The 17469-nt window shown below is 66.1% G+C and carries 13 protein-coding genes; 5 read left to right on the forward strand and 8 right to left on the reverse strand.

Annotation, left to right across the window (positions count from 1 at the left end; translation table 11 throughout):
* Positions 1-53: 53 nt before the first annotated feature.
* Positions 54-1160 (forward strand): polyprenyl synthetase family protein, encoded by a 1107-nt coding sequence (locus ACX3O0_RS05420; RefSeq protein WP_459092253.1) that lies wholly within the window; start codon positions 54-56, stop codon positions 1158-1160.
* 32 nt (positions 1161-1192) lie between these two features.
* Here ACX3O0_RS05420 and ACX3O0_RS05425 read toward each other — a convergent pair whose 3' ends face one another.
* Positions 1193-1528, reverse strand: coding sequence for an Rv2175c family DNA-binding protein (locus ACX3O0_RS05425; protein ID WP_459092251.1), 336 nt, complete (start codon positions 1526-1528; stop codon positions 1193-1195).
* 166 nt (positions 1529-1694) lie between these two features.
* Between ACX3O0_RS05425 and ACX3O0_RS05430 the strand changes: the two genes are divergently transcribed.
* The gene (locus ACX3O0_RS05430; RefSeq protein ID WP_459092249.1) at positions 1695-2993 is read left to right on the forward strand and encodes a LysM peptidoglycan-binding domain-containing protein; all 1299 of its coding nucleotides are present in this window, start codon (positions 1695-1697) and stop codon (positions 2991-2993) included.
* Positions 2994-3066: 73 nt separating this feature from the next.
* Entirely contained in the window at positions 3067-5007 is a 1941-nt protein-coding gene (gene pknB, locus ACX3O0_RS05435; RefSeq protein WP_459092247.1) for a Stk1 family PASTA domain-containing Ser/Thr kinase, read from the forward strand.
* Here the strand turns inward: pknB and ACX3O0_RS05440 are convergent.
* From ACX3O0_RS05440 to ACX3O0_RS05450, 3 genes are all read right to left on the reverse strand, one after another.
* Positions 5004-6332 carry a class II 3-deoxy-7-phosphoheptulonate synthase gene (locus tag ACX3O0_RS05440; RefSeq protein WP_459092412.1) on the reverse strand — a complete coding sequence of 443 codons (1329 nt, stop codon included), beginning with the start codon at positions 6330-6332 and terminating at the stop codon, positions 5004-5006. The two genes, pknB and ACX3O0_RS05440, sit on opposite strands and share 4 nt — an antisense overlap.
* 107 nt (positions 6333-6439) lie before the next feature.
* Positions 6440-7174 carry a lysophospholipid acyltransferase family protein gene (locus ACX3O0_RS05445; protein ID WP_459092245.1) on the reverse strand — a complete coding sequence of 245 codons (735 nt, stop codon included), beginning with the start codon at positions 7172-7174 and terminating at the stop codon, positions 6440-6442.
* Positions 7175-7205: 31 nt separating this feature from the next.
* Positions 7206-8153 (reverse strand): ROK family glucokinase, encoded by a 948-nt coding sequence (locus ACX3O0_RS05450; protein ID WP_459107039.1) that lies wholly within the window; start codon positions 8151-8153, stop codon positions 7206-7208.
* Between the two features lie 174 nt (positions 8154-8327).
* On the opposite strand from ACX3O0_RS05450, the gene ACX3O0_RS05455 reads away from it, so the two are divergent.
* Positions 8328-10154, forward strand: coding sequence for an AMP-dependent synthetase/ligase (locus tag ACX3O0_RS05455; RefSeq protein ID WP_459092241.1), 1827 nt, complete (start codon positions 8328-8330; stop codon positions 10152-10154).
* Between the two features lie 170 nt (positions 10155-10324).
* On the opposite strand, the gene def is transcribed toward ACX3O0_RS05455, so the two are convergent.
* From def to ACX3O0_RS05470, 3 genes are read right to left on the reverse strand one after another with little or no spacing between them, the layout of a single operon-like run.
* Complete coding sequence (gene def / locus ACX3O0_RS05460) at positions 10325-10813, reverse strand: peptide deformylase (RefSeq protein WP_459092239.1); 489 nt, start codon at positions 10811-10813, stop codon at positions 10325-10327.
* A 7-nt stretch (positions 10814-10820) separates the two neighbouring features.
* Positions 10821-12236 carry a MinD/ParA family ATP-binding protein gene (locus ACX3O0_RS05465; protein ID WP_459107040.1) on the reverse strand — a complete coding sequence of 472 codons (1416 nt, stop codon included), beginning with the start codon at positions 12234-12236 and terminating at the stop codon, positions 10821-10823.
* A gap of 29 nt (positions 12237-12265) precedes the next feature.
* Positions 12266-15670 (reverse strand): pyruvate carboxylase, encoded by a 3405-nt coding sequence (locus tag ACX3O0_RS05470; protein WP_459107041.1) that lies wholly within the window; start codon positions 15668-15670, stop codon positions 12266-12268.
* A 119-nt stretch (positions 15671-15789) separates the two neighbouring features.
* Here ACX3O0_RS05470 and ACX3O0_RS05475 point away from each other — a divergent pair, with 119 nt between their 5' ends.
* Positions 15790-16602, forward strand: a complete 813-nt coding sequence (locus ACX3O0_RS05475) for a ParA family protein (protein ID WP_459092233.1) — start codon at positions 15790-15792, stop codon at positions 16600-16602.
* Between the two features lie 195 nt (positions 16603-16797).
* Here ACX3O0_RS05475 and ACX3O0_RS05480 read toward each other — a convergent pair whose 3' ends face one another.
* A complete protein-coding gene (locus ACX3O0_RS05480) occupies positions 16798-17346 on the reverse strand; it encodes a MerR family transcriptional regulator (RefSeq protein ID WP_459092231.1) in 549 nt (182 codons plus the stop codon).
* Between the last annotated feature and the right edge of the window lie 123 nt (positions 17347-17469).

Here is a 17469-nt window from a genome sequence, read left to right on the forward strand (position 1 = left end):
TCGGTAAAGACTACCCACAATTGTATGCTCCCCCGGCTGGCTAGGCTAGGACTGTGGCTGAGAGTACACGGTTAGTCGACCTGGTTCAGGAGAGCATTGATCAATTCCTGGCGGGTCAGGAACCCCAGCTGACAGCCATCTCGGCTGACCTGCTCCCCTACCTGGAACTCTCCCGTTCCCTGCTCCGTGGCGGCAAGCGCTTTCGCGCCCTCTTCTGCTACTGGGGATGGCAGGCGGTTGCAGGCGAGGGCGGCGCGGAGACGCATGGCCGCGGTCCGCTGTCCTCCGTGGTGGATGCCGCCAGCGCCCTCGAGATCTTCCATGCCGCAGCGCTCGTGCACGACGACGTCATCGACAACTCCGACACCAGGCGCGGACAGCCTTCCGCGCACCGCCGCTACCAGAAGTTGCACGTGGACAACGGGTGGCGCGGCGACTCGGCCGAGTTCGGGCGATCCGGCGCCCTGTTGCTGGGCGACCTGTTGCTCGGCTGGAGTGACGAAGTGCTCGACCGCGGGTTGCGTGCGCTGGCCGACCCGGAGATGGCGGCATCCGCTCGCCGGGAATTCAACCGGATGCGTACCGAGGTCACCTACGGCCAGTACCTCGACGTTCTGGAGGAACGCTCCTGGCACACCAGGGCCGAGGCCGACCTCCTCTCTCGGGCGCACCGCGTGATCGTCTACAAGTCAGCGAAGTACAGCGTCGAAGCCCCGCTGGCCATCGGTGCCGCGATCGGTGGAGCGAGCATCGGGCAGCTTTCTGCCCTGCGCGACTTCGGGCTGCCCCTGGGCGTCGCCTACCAATTGCGCGACGACCTGCTCGGAGTGTTCGGCGACCCTGACGTCACCGGGAAGCCATCCGGCGACGACCTGCGTGAGGGGAAGCGCACCGTATTGGTCGCCCTGGCCCGCACCAGGCTTCCGGGCAACTCCGCTCGACTGCTCGACGAACTCCTGGGAGACCCCGAGCTCAGCGATCACCAGGTTCGGGTGCTCCAGGCCTCCATCAAGGAGAGCGGAGCGGTCGACCAGGTGGAGCGCATCATCACCCACAACGTGGAGAAAGCCAGGGCGGTCCTGGCGGATGCGCCGATCAGCCCCGAGGCCGAACGACAGTTGTCAACGCTGGCTGACACTGTCAGCCGACGAACCGCGTGATCACGGCCGAGAGGCCGGGCGCCCGGTAGAACTCAGGCGAGCGCCTGTGCGACCCGCCGCACTTCCGCCTTGCGACCGGCGCGCAGCGCCTCGATCGGGGACGTACCGAGGCTCTCCTCCGGCTCGAGCAGCCAGTCCATGGCTTCGTCGTCGCTGAAGCGGGCATCGGCGAGCAGGATCAGCGTGCCACGCAGTTCCGGCAGCGGTTCGCCGTCACGGACGAAGTCCTGCGGAACCCGCCACACACCGTCGATCCGTCTGGCCAGCAGGCTCCGGTCTTCGATCAACCGGCGGATCTTGCTGACCCCGATTCCGAGGATGTCGACCAGCTCCGGGATGGTCAGCCATTGGGTTTCTACAGGGTTCACGCCTTAAGCCTGTCAGAAATCGTCGTCCCGACAAGCGCGACACGATCGGTGCTGCTTGATTTACTCCAGTCACATCAGTCACACTGGTTGACAGGCATTCACTTCTATGCCAATTTGAGGACAAAACTAGCTCTCAGGCCGGGAGCAGAGCGGTGACGGGGAACTCATGACGACGACGGCAGACCACAAGCCACGCCACCTGGCGCCCAGGGAGCCCAGTCGTCTGGGCAGGAACCTGATGGCCACCCTCCCCATCGTGCTGGCCGGCTCCATGGCCGTGTCGATGAACCTCACCGGCCCGCTCGACACGCACGAGTCGAAGCGTCCGGCAAAAGACAAGGCGATGAGCCCGGCAGGTGGCCCCCAGGCGAACCTGGGCGAGACGGTTCGCGAGGCATTGGCCAGGGCCGCCGCAGGCACCACCACCAGCGCCGCGGTCACCCCGGACGGCGACGTGACCGTCGCAGCGGCCCCCACCACCTACACGGTGCGTTCCGGGGACACGGTGAGCGGCATCGCCGGTCGCTACGGAATGTCGACGGCATCCGTTCTCGCACTCAACGGCCTCGGCTGGAAATCGATCATCCATCCCGGCCAGGTGCTGACCCTGTCGAAGGCCGGCGCTGCGCCCGTGGTACCCGTGCAGAATGCACCCGTCGCATCGTCGCGGTACACCATCGTCGCCGGGGACACCATCGGGAAGATCGCCGCCCGGTTCAACGTGAGTACCCAGTCAGTGCTGTCGGCCAATGGCCTCGGCTGGAAATCGATCATCTACCCCGGACAGACCCTCGCCATCCCCGGACAGTCGGCACCGGCCGCGGTTCCCGCCCCGGCGCCGGTCACCCCGCCCGCGGCGAACACGCCTCCGCAGGCGAGCGGCGCATACACGATCAAGTCGGGCGACACCGTCAGCAGCATTGCGACGAAACACGGTGTCACGATCCAGGCACTCTTGAACGCCAACGGCCTCGGCTGGTCGAGCATCATCTACGCCGGGCGCACGCTGACCATTCCCGGGCAAGCCGCCCCGGCATCCGTCGGCACCACGATCACGCCGATGAACGACGAGATGAGGGCGAACGCCGCCATCATCGTCAGCGTTGGCAAGCAACTCGGAGTGAGCGACTACGGACTCGTCATCTCGCTGGCAACCGCCATGCAGGAATCCACGCTGCGCAACCTCAACTGGGGCGACCGCGACTCACTCGGGCTCTTCCAGCAGCGGCCGAGCACCGGCTGGGGCACGCCGGCCCAGGTCACCGACCCGGTGTACGCGAGCCGCTTGTTCTTCGGCGGCCCGAGCAACCCCAACACGGGCAACACCCGCGGGCTGCTCGACATCCCAGGGTGGCAGTCGATGACGGTCACCCAGGCCGCCCAGGCGGTGCAGATCTCCGCCTACCCGGACGCTTACGCCAAGTGGGAGGCATCCGCGTGGGTCTGGCTCGACCAGCTCAGCTAGGGAACCGAATCGTTATGGCGGAACGCCTGCGTGTGTGCAGGATGCTTACGGCGGTCAACTTTAGACTGGTGCGGTGACAACCCAGAGCGCCGACCCGATGATTGGCCGTCTACTCGACGGTCGTTATCAGGTGCGCTCGCGCATCGCCCGCGGCGGCATGGCGACAGTGTACGTCGCCACCGACCTGCGCCTGGAGCGGCGCGTCGCCGTCAAGATCATGCACGGCCACCTGGCGGACGACAGCCAATACAAGGCCCGTTTCATCCAGGAGGCACGCTCGGCGGCCCGCCTCGCGCATCCGAACGTCGTGAACGTCTACGACCAGGGGCAGGATGCAGACACCGCCTACCTGGTGATGGAGTACCTGCCCGGCATCACCCTGCGCGACCTGCTCGCCGAGCACCAGGTGCTCACCACGGTCCAGGCGATGGACATCCTGGAAGCCGTGCTGTCCGGCCTGGCTGCCGCTCACAAGCACGGCATCGTGCACCGCGACCTGAAGCCGGAGAACATCCTGCTGGCCGATGACGGCCGCATCAAGATCAGCGATTTCGGGCTCGCCCGCGCTGCGCACGCCAACACGGCGACCGGGAACGCCCTGCTCGGGACCATCGCCTACCTGTCCCCCGAGCTGGTGACCCGCGGCGTGGCCGACACCCGCAGCGACATCTACGCGATCGGCATCATCCTCTACGAGATGCTCGCCGGCGAGCAGCCGTTCAAGGGTGAGCAGGCATTCCAGATCGCGCACCAGCACGCCAACGACACGGTGCCCACCCCGAGCTCGAAGAACCCGCGGGTACCGGAAGAACTCGACGAACTGGTGCTGTGGGCGACTGCACGCGACCCTGACCAGCGCCCCAGGGACGCCCGTTCGATGCTCGAGCAACTGCGGGAGACCCAGCGGCTACTGGCCGGTGACGCGGATGCCGCCACCACCACGATGCAGAACACGATGGTCATGCCGGCGACAGCGCTCCCGGCCGGATCGGACGATGACACCCAGATCATCGCCCCGGTCAGGAGGCCGCGAAGCGGCCCCGTCGTCAAGGACAACGCCTCCGCGCTGAAGGAGAAGAGCGACCGGCGTCGCTCGAAGGGATACTGGCTGCTCGGGCTGGTGCTGCTGCTGGCCGGGCTCGCCGCCGGGACCGGCTGGTACTTCGGCTCAGGGCCTGGATCGCTCGTCACGATTCCCGAGGTGTCCGGGGAGACTGTGGAAGCGGCGACGACCGCGCTCGTTGCCGCCGACCTGCAGGTCTCCGACACGCCGTTGCGCGCATTTGACACGGACGTGCCTGCCGGGCTGGTCGCGGGCACTGACCCGCCGGCAGGAAACGCCGTCGGGCACGACGGCATGGTGCAACTCATCATCTCCGACGGGCCGGAACCGCTGGAGATTCCCGAGTTGGTCGGGCAGCCGGAGGACGTGGCGAAGGACCTGGTGAAGGATGCCCGGTTCACCCTGGCGGAGTCGCAGTACCAATTCCACCCGGAGGTCGCCAGTGGAGTCGTGATCGACGCCCTCGGCGTGCAGGGCGAGGAGACGGTCAGCCTTCCCACCCTTCAGACCTATGGGGAGCAGCAGCCGGTGACCCTGGTGGTGTCGCTCGGCCCGATCCCGGACGTCTCCAACCTGACGATCGAAGAAGCGCAGCAGCGCCTGCAGGAGGCCAAGCTGAACGCGGTGGAGGGCGACCACGAATTCCACGACACCATCGAGGCCGGCAAGGTGATCAGGGCGGTGGCCCAAGCCGAACCGGTGCTCGAAGGTCACACGGTGAACCTGATCATCTCTGACGGTATCGAGAAGGTCGAGGTGCCGAAGGTTGAAGGCCTCAGCTGGCTGGAAGCGAAGAAACTGCTGACGGACAGTGGGTTCCAGGTCGAATATGACAAACGTGCCGACCTCCTGCCAGCGGCAGTCGAGGTTCGGAGAACCAACCCGCGGGGTGGCGAATTGGCGGACAAGGGCTCGACCGTAGCGGTGAGCTTCAAGGGTCTGGGCGACTAGCGGGCGCTGAGCTCTTCGGCCACCAGGAATGCCAGTTCGAGCGACTGCATGTGGTTCAGCCGCGGGTCGCACAGCGACTCGTAGCGGGTTGCCAGGGTCGCCTCGTCGATCATCTCGGAACCGCCCAAGCACTCGGTGACGTCGTCGCCGGTCAGCTCGATGTGGATGCCGCCCGGATGGGTGCCGACAGCGCGGTGCGCTTCGAAGAACCCCTTGACCTCGTCGACCACGTCGTCGAAACGGCGCGTCTTGTACCCGGTCGGGGTCGTCATGCCGTTGCCGTGCATCGGGTCGGAGACCCACAGTGGCGTGGCATCCATTTCCTTGATCGCCTCGAGAAGTGGCGGGAGGGCATCCCGGATCTTTCCCGCGCCCATGCGGGTGATGAAAGTGAGCCTGCCCGGCTCGCGGTGCGGGTCGAGTTTGTCAATCAGTTCGCGCATCACCGCCGGCGTCGTGGTCGGGCCGAGCTTGACGCCGATCGGGTTGCGGACACGGGAGAAGTAGTCGACGTGGGCACCATCCAGCTCACGGGTGCGCTCACCGATCCACAGGAAGTGCGCTGACGTGTTGACCGGCGTGCCGTTGCGGGAGTCGATGCGGGTCATCGGCCGCTCGTAGTCCATCAGCAGGCCCTCGTGGCTGGTGTAGAACTCGACGCGCTTCAGCTCCTCGAAGTCCGCACCGGCGGCCTCCATGAACTTGATCGCCTTGTCGATGTCGCGGGCCATCTGCTCGTACCGCACATTGGCCGGGTTGCGGGCGAAGCCCTGGTTCCAGCTGTGCACCTGACGGAGGTCGGCAAACCCACCCTGGGTGAACGCACGGATCAGGTTCAGCGTGGATGCCGCCATGTGGTAGCCCTGCACAAGCCTGCGCGGGTCGGCGGTGCGAGACTCCGGCGTGAAATCGTAGCCGTTGACGATGTCACCGCGGTAGGCGGGCAACGTGACCTCGCCCCGGGTCTCGTTGTCGCTCGAGCGCGGCTTCGCGAACTGGCCGGCCATCCGACCCATCTTGACGATCGGCATCGACGCACCGTAGGTGAGCACGACGGCCATCTGCAGGATCGTCTTCACCCGGTCGCGGATCTGGTCGGCGGTCGCCCCGGCGAACGTCTCGGCACAGTCGCCCCCCTGAAGGAGGAAGGCATTACCGGCTGCGGCAGCCGCAAGCCGCTGGCGGAGGATGTCGACCTCACCGGCGAACACCAGCGGAGGGAGACTGGCGATCTCTGCACTGGCCGCGGCAACAGCATCCGCATCGCCCCATTGCGGCTGCTGCTTGATGGGGAGCGTCCGCCAATAGTCGAGGCCGGCGACCACGGAAGGATCAGCAAGCACGACGGGTTCTGGGGACGAGATGGCCACGGACGTATTCCTCAAATGCAATTCTTGGCGGGAAGGGGCAGGCACGGCCCCGAGGAACAAGCCTAGCCGCTCGCAGCTACCCGACCTTCTTTGGTTACGGCGGACGCTGCGTCCTTTCCGGAAGCGGCCCTGTCCTTGACCGAAGAGGCATAGATGTCGACGTATTCCTGGCCGCTGAGGCGACTGAGCTCGTACATGATCTCGTCGGTGATCGACCGCAGGATGAACCGGTCGCCCTCCAGTCCGGCGAAACGGGAGAAGTCGAGCGGCTTGCCGATGACGACGCCCAGCCGGCGAACCTTCGGCAACGCACGGCCGATCGGCATCACCTTCTCGGTGTCCACCATGGCCACCGGAACGACCGGGACATTGCCTTCGAGAATCATGCGCGCGACACCGGTACGACCGCGGTAGAGCCTGCCGTCCGGGCTGCGCGTCCCCTCGGGGTAGATCCCGAGGATCTCATCCCCGGCCAGCACCTGGAGCCCGGTGTTCAGGGACGCCTCGGATGCCTTCCCTCCCGAGCGGTCGATGGGAATCATCCCTGCGGCCTTGAGGAAGGTCTTGATGAACCAGCCTTTCGCACCGCGCGCCGTGTAGTAGTCGCTCTTGGCCAGGAAAGTGATTCGCCGGTCCATGACGAGGGGCAGGAACACCGAATCGATGAACGACAGGTGGTTGCTGGCCAGGATGACCCCACCGGAGCGCGGGATGTTCTCATGGCCTGTCACCCAGGGCCGGAATGCCGTCTTCAGGATGGGACCGACGACCAGGTTCTTCATCAGCCAATAAAACATGTCCGCCTGTCCCTACGAATGTGGAACAACTCTAGCGCCCCCGCTGATGCAGCCTGGCGAGGTCCGCAGCCCCGACTACACCGGCGTTGTTGACCAGTTCGGCGATAGTGAACTCGGGCTCCGGGTGATAACCGCGCGCCGGCAGGTGTGCCAGGTAGGCCTCCCGAATGGGGTCGAGCAGGAGGTCGCCTGCGACAGCCACTCCCCCGCCGAAGACGAAGAGCTGCGGGTCGAGCACCGCACTGAGCGAAGCGCAAGCCTGCCCGAGCCAGCCGCCCAACTCCCTGAGCGCCTGCAGCGCGCCGGCGTCGCCTGCGGAGATCAGGGCTGCGACGTCGTCGCCGATGAGGGTTCCGGATGCCGCGCGCGCCTCGGCGAGGCCCAGCCCGATTCCGCCCGCATCCGCTATCTCGTTCGCCATCCTCAGCAGCGCGCGACCAGAACCGTACTGTTCAATGCAGCCCCTGGCACCGCATCCGCACGGAATGCCCCCGGGAACCACCCGGAGGTGCCCCAGTTCAGCGCCCGCACCGAAGCCACCCCGGAACAGCGAGCCGCCGGTGACGATCGCGCCTCCGACACCGGTGCCGATCGTCAGCATGGTCATGTCGGCCACCTGGCGTCCAGCACCGAAGCGGAACTCAGCCCAGCCTGCGGCATTCGCGTCATTGTCGATCGTCACGTCGAGGTCGACCCGCTCAGCCACCCGTGCGCGGAAGGGCTCATTGCGCCAGTTGATGTTCGGTGCATAGTAGACAGTCGACTGCTCCAGGTCGATGAAGCCGGCCGCGGCGACACCGGCCGCCCGCACATCGGTGCCGGAGGCCAGTTCGCCGATCATCCGCGCCACCGCGTCGACAATCGCTGTCGGGTCGCCAGCCGGTGTCGGGGAGCGAAGCTCGGCCAGGATGTGGCCGTCTTCGGAAACCAGTGCTCCCGCGATCTTGGTGCCGCCGATGTCGATTCCGATGGCGTGCATGCAGGGGCGTCCTCTGAGGTCGAGTCATACGGGCAGGAGGGCCCAGCCGAGAAAAGCCGCCGGGCACCTAGTAGAGTTTAGGCAACCTGGGGGTGCGTCGCTATCTGGCCTCCCACACCCGAAAACAATGGATAGCGCGGTGCACAGCATCACGCCGGTACCAAAGGAGTTGCCGTGGAACAGTACGACGTACCCGCCCTGGTCAAGGCTGACCCGACCGCCAACGTGACCGACATCCTGATGGAGAGGGTCAAGGAGACGCCGAACAAGGCGCTCTTCTCCCTGCCCACAGCAGACGGCGGATGGAGTGATGTCACCTCCACCGAATTCCTCGACCAGGTGCGCGCCCTGGCCAAAGGCCTCGTCGCCTCCGGCATCGAGCCCGGCGACAAGATCGCCTTCATGTGCAAGACGCGCTACGAGTGGACGCTGGTCGACTTCGCGATCTGGTTCGCCGGGGCCGTCATGGTGCCCATCTACGAAACCTCCGCGCCAGCGCAGATCCAGTGGAATGTCAGCGACTCCGGCGCGACCGCGTTCATCGCTGAGACTCCGGATCACTTCGCCCGCTTCGACGAGGTGCATCCCGAACTTCCGCAGGTCCACCATGTCTGGCAGGTCGACCTGGGCGACCTCGACAAGCTGGTGGCCGCCGGAGCCGAGGTGACCGACGAGGAGATCGAGCGTCGCCGGAACCTGGCGAACGCCGACGACCTCGCGACCCTCATCTACACCGCCGGTACCACCGGAAGGCCCAAGGGCGTCGTGCTCAACCACAGCAACTTCGTTGAGCTGGTACGCAACTGCCGTCTCGCCATTCCCGAGGTGGTCAACGACCAGTCGAGCACGCTGCTCTTCATCACGCTGGCCCATGTGTTCGCCAGGTTCATCTCGGTGCTCAGCATTCACGGCGGGGTCAAGGTCGGCCACGTTTCGGACACCAAGCAGCTGCTGCCATCACTGGGCAGCTTCAAGCCGACCTTCCTGCTGGCCGTTCCGCGCGTGTTCGAGAAGGTCTATAACTCCTCCGAGCAGAAGGCGGAAGCCGGCGGCAAGGGCAAGATCTTCCGTGCGGCAGCGGATGCCGCCATCGCGCATTCGAAGGCGGTCGACGCCGGTCATGTGCCGCTGGGTCTGAAGCTGAAGTTCGCCGTGCTCGACAAGCTCGTGCTGTCGAAGATCCGGGCGGCGATGGGCGGCCGCGTCGAGTACGCCGTCTCCGGTTCCGCTCCCCTCGGCCTGCGCCTGGGGCACTTCTACCGCAGCCTCGGGCTGACCATCCTCGAGGGTTATGGGCTGACCGAGACCACGGCACCGGTCACGGTGAACACCCCGTCGAAGTTCAAGATCGGCAAGGTTGGCCCGGTCCTCCCCGGCAACGCGGTGCGCATCGCCGAGGACGGGGAGATCCAGGCCAAGGGCATCAGCGTGTTCCAGGGCTATTGGCACAATGATGCGGCAACCGCCGAGACGATGGAGGACGGCTGGTTCAAGACCGGGGACATCGGCTCGTTTGACGCGGATGGTTACCTGGAGATCACCGGCCGCAAGAAGGAGATGATCGTCACCGGCGGCGGCAAGAATGTTGCGCCCGCCGTGCTCGAAGACCCGATCCGCGCCAACCCGATCATCGGGCAGGTCCTGGTGGTGGGAGACCAGAAGCCGTACATTGCGGCCCTCATCACGCTGGACGACGAGATGCTCCCGGTGTGGCTCAACAACAATGGCGAAGACGCGACCATGTCGGTTGCGGAAGCAGCCAAGAACCCGAAGGTGCTCGCCGAGGTGCAGCGGGCGATCGACGCGGCCAACACCAAGGTGTCGCGCGCGGAGTCGATCCGCAAGTTCCACATCATCACTGCAGACATCAGCGAAGCGAGCGGTCACCTGACGCCCAAGATGTCCGTCAAGCGCCACGTGATCCTGAAGGAGTTTGCGGCCGACATCGAGGCCATGTACGCGGACACTCCAGCGACCGAGGGTATCTCGACCGTCGGGTAGCTCGTGTTCAGCTGATCTAGCTCGTGTTCAGCTGATCGAGCTCGTGTTCAGCTGATCGAGCTCGTGTTCAGCTGATCGAGCTCGTGTTCAGCTGATCGAGCTCGTCGAGATCCCGCTGGGGTGACCCGGCCGGGGTCTCGACGAGCTCGACCGGCTCAACGACGCACGACTTAGAACCAGTCCGACTCGCGGATCTGGCGCATCGCCTCACGCTTGGTCTCCTTGTCGAGCCCGTCGATGTACAGGTGCCCCTCGAGGTGGTCTATCTCATGCTGGAGCGCCTGGGCCATGATCCCACTGCCGGAGAGCTCCACCTCGTTGCCGTCCAGGTCCACGCCGGTCACCACCGCCTCCGGATAGCGCAGGCGCTTGAAGTACAGGCCGGGGACCGACAGGCAGCCCTCATCGACCAGGTCCGGCTCCCCCGAAACTGATAACAGCACCGGATTGATCACATAGCCGATGTCGCCGTCGACGTTGTAGCTGAAGACTCGCTGGTTGACGCCGATCTGGGGCGCGGCGACCCCGGCGCGGCCGGGAAGCATCACGGTGTCGACGAGGTCGGCGACCAGTCCGCGAACGTCGTCCCCTTCGCGCACCGGATCGGACACGGTCTTCAGTACCGGGTCACCGAAGATCCGGATCTGTCGTACGGTCATCGTGCGGTTACCGGCCCTGAGTGGTCGGCAGCCCGTCCACGACCAGTGCGGCAAGTTCGCGTGCTGCCGCCTTGGTCAGCGGGCGGAGCTCCTTGTAGTTGATGACGGAGCCGGCGGCCAGCTGAGGGTCGTAGGGAATCCGAACGATCTCCCTCACCCGCGACGTGAAGTGGGCTTCGATCTCGTCGAGCTTGACCAGGTTGGTGCCCTGGGTGCCCGTGTTGAGGGCGACGACCGCGTTCTTGACCAGGTAGCCGTACCCGTTCGACTCGAGCCAGGTAAGGGTTTCGGATGCCAGGCGCGCCTCGTCGATGCTTCCACCGGACACGATGACCACCGAATCAGCCCGCTGGAGTGTCGCCCGCATCACGGAGTGCACGATGCCGGTGCCGCAGTCGGTGAGGCAGATCGAGTAGAACCGGGCGGCGAGGTCCGCCACGACGTTGTAGTCGTTCTCATCGAACGCCTGGGCGAGCAATGGGTCGGTGTCGGACGCCAGGATGTCCAGTCGTGTCTCGTCGCGGGACACCATGGTCGAGAAGTCGTTGAAGCTGGTGATGGACGCCGCCCGGGTGACGATGTCACGCACGGTCGCCCTGGTCTGCTTGTTGACCCGTTCGGCGAGCGTTCCGCGGTCGGGGTTGGCATCGATGGCGACGATTCGATCTTCGCGCACGTCGGCGAGGGCCATCCCGATCAGCGCCGTGATGGTGGTCTTGCCGACACCGCCCTTGCGGGTGAGCACCGGCACGAAGCGGGTGCCACCCTCGAACTGCTTGTCGATCCTGGCGTCAACGGCCTTGCGGGCGCGCGCCGCCGGTGAGTCCCCCAGGTTGACCAGGTGGAGGGTGATCGCGTAGACGAAGGAGTTCCAGCGCCCCTCCGGCTTCGGACGCTTGCGCCTCTTGGTGTCGAGCAGGCGGTCGGCGGTGAGCATGGCCGCAGCTTCCGGCTTCGATGAAACCTGCCCGTTCAGGCTGTCCCGACGGCTGTACACCGATTCCGTGTTCGCGCGAGCGAGCGCAGCACCGTCGAGTTCGTCGTCCACCCCGTCGGTGCTGCCCGGGTCGGCCGGGGCGAGCGCGCCGACCATGACCGATAGGGTGCCTGATTCGTCGGAGCGGATCTGGCCGGGGTTCACCGGAATATCCGCGATCGCCACGGCAAGCTCGTGCTCTGGGGCGATGTGGATGGTTGCCGGGAGGTCGACGCTGACCCTGGGTCGCTCCGGCTCGTCGTCGTCGTCATCAGCGGTGTCGTCAGCGGTGTCGTCACCCAGGAACTGGTCAACCGAGGTCTCGACGGAAGTGCGGTCGTCGCCGGTCGGCTCATCGACGCGGTCGTCGGCAAGCTCCGCCGCCTGGCGTTCGGTCTCGACCGTCTCGTCATCGACCGGGTGCGACTTCTGCTGCCTGGTTGCCACTGTGGGTACCTCTCCCTGGTCCGAACGGTCTAGTTTAGCTCGACAACGAGCAGCAGGTCCCCCGCCTCCACCTGTTCGGTGGCCCGTACGGCGAGCCTGGCCACGGTACCGGAAACGGATGCCGTGATGGCCGCCTCCATCTTCATCGCCTCGATGGTGGCGACCGTTTGCCCGGCCGTGACCTGGTCCCCCTCTCCCACCTGCAGGGTGACCACCCCGGAGAACGGGGCGGCCACGTGACCGGCTTGACCGGCATCCGCTTTCTCGGCAGCCTTGGTGTCGACCTTGACGCTGCGGTCGCGGACGAAGACCGGCCGCAATTGGCCGTTGAGGGTTGCCATCACGGTGCGCATGCCCTTGTTGTCGACGTCGCCGATCGCCTCGAGCCCGACCAGCAGGTTGACGCCGGTCTCCACTCGCACGACATGCTCGTGGCCCTGCCGCAGCCCGTACAGGTAGTCGTTGGTGTCCAGCACTGACAGGTCGCCGTAGTGCTCGCGAACCTCCAGGAACTGGGCGGTCGGTACCGGGAACAGCAGGCGGTTGAGGGCACCTCTCCGCTCAGGTGAGGACCCCGCCAACGCGGCCAGGTCGTCAGCCTCAGGCTGCTGGACGCCGGACTTCACCGCCCGGCCGGCCATCACCTTGGTGCGGAACGGCTCCGGCCAGCCACCCGGGAGTTCGCCCAACTCACCGGCCATGAAACCGATCACCGAGTCCGGGATGTCATAGTTTCCGGGGTTCTGCTCGAAGTCGTCCGGGTCGGCATCCGCCGCAACCAGGGCCAGCGCGAGGTCACCGACCACCTTCGACGACGGCGTCACCTTCGGCGGGCGGCCCAGGATGCGACTGGCGGCGGCGTAGGCGTCCTCGATCTTCTCGAAGTGGTCACCCAGGCCGAGGGCGATCGCCTGCTGGCGCAGGTTGCTGAGCTGGCCCCCCGGGATCTCGTGGGCGTACACGCGCCCGGTCGGGCCGGGCAGCCCGGACTCGAATGGCCGGTAGACATCGCGGACGGCCTCCCAGTACGGCTCGAGGTCGCTGACGGCCTTCAGCGACAGCCCGGTGTCGCGCTCGGTATTGGCCAGGGCGGCGACCAGGGCGGATGCCGAGGGCTGGCTGGTCGTTCCGGCCATCGGGGCGCTCGCAACGTCAACCGCGTCCGCACCGGCATTGCTCGCAGCCAGCAGGGTGGCCAGCTGGCCCCCCGCGGTGTCGTGGGTGTGCACGTGGATGGGCAGGTCGAAACGGTCGCGCAGGGCGCGCACCAGCCGGTCGGCAGCGCCGGCCCGCAGGAGCCCAGCCATGTCCTTGACGGCGAGCACGTGCGCGCCGGCATCCACGATCTGTTCCGCCAGGCGCAGGTAGTAGTCGAGCGTGTACAGGTTCTCGGCCGGGTCGAGGAGGTCGCCGGTGTAGCAGAGCGCCACCTCGGCGACGGCAGAACCGGTCTCGAGCACGGAGTCAATGGCCGGGCGCATCTGGGACACGTCGTTGAGGGCGTCGAAAATCCGGAAGATATCCACACCGGTGCTCGCAGCCTCGCGCACGAACGCGTCGGTGACCACTGTGGGGTACGGGGTGTAGCCGACGGTGTTGCGCCCGCGGAGGAGCATCTGGATGGCAATGTTCGGCACGGCTTCCCGCAGTGTCGCCAGCCTCTCCCAGGGGTCTTCACCGAGGAATCGGAGTGCGACATCGTAGGTCGCACCACCCCAGGCCTCCACCGACAGCAGTTCGGGCGTGAGCCGGGACACATACGGTGCGACCTCGAGCAGGTCGCGGGTACGCACCCGCGTGGCCAACAGCGATTGGTGAGCGTCACGGAACGTGGTGTCGGTGACTGCCAGCGCCGTTTGTGCACGCAATGCGGATGCGAAGCCGGCCGGCCCCAGTTCCAGGAGTCGCTGTCGGGAGCCCGCCGGGGCATCCGCCCGCACGTCGATCGCCGGCAGCTTCTCCGCCGGGTTGATCAGGTCGGCGCCTGGTCCGTTCGGCTGGTTGACGGTGACATCGGCCAGCCAGTTGAGAATGCGGGTGCCACGGTCCTTGGAGGGGTGCAGGTGCACCAGGCCCGGCCGCTCATCGATGAATGACGTACTGAGGTCGCCGGCGGCGAACGACGGGTCCTCGAGCACGGCCTGAAGGAACGGGATGTTTGTGGAGACACCGCGGATGCGGAACTCGGCCAGTCCGCGTCTGGCCCGGCCGACAGCCGCGGCGAAGTCGTGACCGCGGCAGGTCATTTTCACGAGCATGGAGTCGAAGTGCGGGTTGATCTCGGAGCCGGGACTCACAGTGCCGCCATCGAGCCGGATGCCGCCACCGCCGGGCGAGCGGTAGGTGGTGATCTTGCCGGTGTCCGGACGGAAGTTCTGGGTGGGGTCCTCGGTGGTGATCCGGCATTGCAGGGCTGAGCCGTGCATGGCGAGGTTCTCCTGGCGGAGCCCGAGTTGCTCGAGGCTGAGCCCGAAAGCAATGTTCATCTGTGCCTGGACGAGGTCGACATCCGTCACCTCCTCGGTCACCGTGTGCTCGACCTGGATGCGCGGGTTCATCTCGATGAACACGTGCTGGCCGGCCCGTTCGCCGACCGTGTCGAGCAGGAACTCGACGGTGCCGGCGTTCACGTAGCCGATCGACTTCGCGAAGGCGACGGCGTCCCGGTACAGGGCCTGCCGGATGGACTCGTCCAGTCCTGGCGCCGGGGCGATCTCGATCACCTTCTGGTTGCGGCGCTGCACCGAGCAGTCCCGCTCGAACAGGTGAACGGTCTCCCCCGTCGCATCGGCCAGGATCTGCACCTCGATGTGGCGGGGACGCAGCACCGCCTGCTCGAGGAACATCGTCGGATCGCCGAACGCGCTGTCGGCCTCCCGCATCGCCTCATCGAGTGCAGCGTGCAGTTCGTCCAACGAGTCGACGCGGCGCATTCCGCGCCCACCGCCGCCGGCAACCGCCTTGGCGAACAACGGGAAGCCGATCGCCTCAGCGCCTGCCAGCAATTCGTCGACATCAGTGGACGCCGGAGTCGACGCCAGCACCGGAACCCCGGCGGCTGCAGCATGCTGCTTGGCCGTCACCTTGTTGCCCGCCATCTCGAGCACGCTCTTGCCAGGGCCGATGAACGTGATGCCCGCTGCGGCAGCCGCTTCGGCCAGGTGGGGGTTCTCGGAGAGGAAACCGTAGCCCGGGTAGATGGCGTCGGCGCCGCACTCGACGGCGACCCTGATGATCTCCGGGACACTCAGGTAGGCGCGGACCGGGTGGCCCTTCTCCCCGATCAGGTACGACTCGTCCGCCTTCAGCCGGTGAAGCGAGTTGCGATCCTCGTACGGGTACACCGCCACCGTCTTGGCTCCGAGTTCAAAAGCTGCCCTGAAGGCCCGGATGGCAATCTCACCACGGTTGGCAACGAGGATCTTCGAGAACATAGGGTCCTTTCGGGCTGCGGACAGTCTTCAACAGTCTTCTACAGCTGGCGGATCGCCGACCCGCGCACGGGCGGCAAATATTGCGTTCTTTCAGAATAGTGAAGGTATGGTTTCTTGTTGTGCATGTTCTCAGCGTGAGCTCCCTCAAGGGAGGAGTCGGAAAGACGACTGTCACGCTCGGACTCGCTTCCGCCGCCTTCGCCAAGGGTCTGCGTACCCTCGTCGTCGACCTGGACCCGCAGTCGGATGTCTCCACCGGCATGGACATCAACGTGGCCGGCCACCTGAACGTCGCCGACGTGCTCGCCTCCCCCAAGGAGAAGATCGTTCGCGCTGCGATCGCGCCGAGTGGCTGGACCAAGGGTCGCCCCGGGAAGATCGACGTCATGATCGGCAGCCCGTCGGCGATCAACTTCGACGGCCCGCATCCGAGCATCCGCGACATCTGGAAGCTGGAAGAGGCGCTGGCGAACGTCGAGAAGGATTACGACCTGGTGCTCATCGACTGTGCGCCATCCCTCAATGCCCTGACGCGCACCGCGTGGGCAGCCAGCGACCGGGTCACCGTGATCACCGAGCCGGGCCTGTTCTCGGTCGCGGCCGCCGACCGAGCCCTTCGCGCGATCGAGGAGATCCGCCGCGGGCTGAGCCCCCGATTGCAGCCGCTCGGCATCATCGTCAACCGGGCGAGGGTGCAGTCGCTCGAGCACCAGTTCCGCATCAAGGAACTCCGCGACATGTTCGGCCCGCTGGTGCTCAACCCCCAGTTGCCAGAACGCACCTCATTGCAGCAGGCCCAGGGCGCGGCCAAGCCGCTGCACATCTGGCCGGGCGAAGGCGCGCAGGAGATGGCGCGCAACTTCGACCAGTTGCTCGAACGCATCATGCGCACCGCAGGGCTCACTCCCCCGGAGCCAGGCGCCGTCGCCTGAGCGGCTCGCGCACCAGTCAGTGCGGCTGATACTGGCCGCGCTGCCCGATCGGTGTCGCGTGTGCGCATAAGCGCAGGCGATCCACCGATCGGTGCGCGCCACCGAAGATAACGTGCCGCTCGACAACAATCGTGCACGCCCAGCGTGAGCGGATGCGTGCGCGAACCAGCCGCGCAAAGCGGACGGTTGGCGAACCTAGGACGCGCGGGAGGCGCGACGAGCGGCAAGCTCGTCCATGGCATCCGGCTGCTGCGAGTCCAGCTCGACCAGGCTGCTCTCCACTTCGCGCAGCACCTTGCCGACGGCAATACCGAACACGCCCTGCCCCCGGCTCACCAGGTCGATGACCTCGTCGTTCGAGGTGCACAGGTAGACGCTGGCTCCGTCGCTCATCAGCGTGGTCTGGGCGAGGTCGCTGACGCCGGCCTCACGCAATTGGTTGACGGCCGTGCGGATCTGCTGCAGGGAGATTCCGGTGTCGAGCAGGCGCTTGACCAGCTTGAGAACGAGGATGTCGCGGAAACCGTAGAGACGTTGCGAGCCTGATCCGGCAGCACCACGGACGGTCGGCTCGACCAGTTCGGTGCGAGCCCAGTAGTCCAGCTGGCGGTAAGTGATGCCGGCCGCCCGCGCGGCAACAGCGCCGCGATAGCCGGAAGTGTCATCGAGGTCCGGAAGGCCGTCGGTGAACAGAAGCCCGAGGTCGTAACGAGATTCCTCGTTACGGCTGATGAGTTCACTCATTCAATACGCCTTCCCACCGAACGGCTTTGCGAAGCTGAACGTTCAATGTGTGGTTGATACTTTCGTCTTGTTCCAAAGGTACGAGTGGAATGCCGCTTCGGGTGGCATTGGCGGGTCGGACGT

It is taken from the genome of Homoserinimonas sp. A447 (assembly GCF_054489325.1).

What these genes read in the sequence shown, in the direction of transcription:
- ACX3O0_RS05430 (WP_459092249.1), top strand. Translation starts at nt 1,695, where the DNA reads ATGACGACGACGGCAGACCACAAGCCACGCCACCTGGCGCCCAGGGAG.
- ACX3O0_RS05445 (WP_459092245.1), bottom strand. Translation starts at nt 7,174, where the DNA reads ATGTTTTATTGGCTGATGAAGAACCTGGTCGTCGGTCCCATCCTGAAG.
- ACX3O0_RS05450 (WP_459107039.1), bottom strand. Translation starts at nt 8,153, where the DNA reads ATGCACGCCATCGGAATCGACATCGGCGGCACCAAGATCGCGGGAGCA.
- def (WP_459092239.1), bottom strand. Translation starts at nt 10,813, where the DNA reads ATGACCGTACGACAGATCCGGATCTTCGGTGACCCGGTACTGAAGACC.
- ACX3O0_RS05470 (WP_459107041.1), bottom strand. Translation starts at nt 15,670, where the DNA reads ATGTTCTCGAAGATCCTCGTTGCCAACCGTGGTGAGATTGCCATCCGG.
- ACX3O0_RS05480 (WP_459092231.1), bottom strand. Translation starts at nt 17,346, where the DNA reads ATGAGTGAACTCATCAGCCGTAACGAGGAATCTCGTTACGACCTCGGG.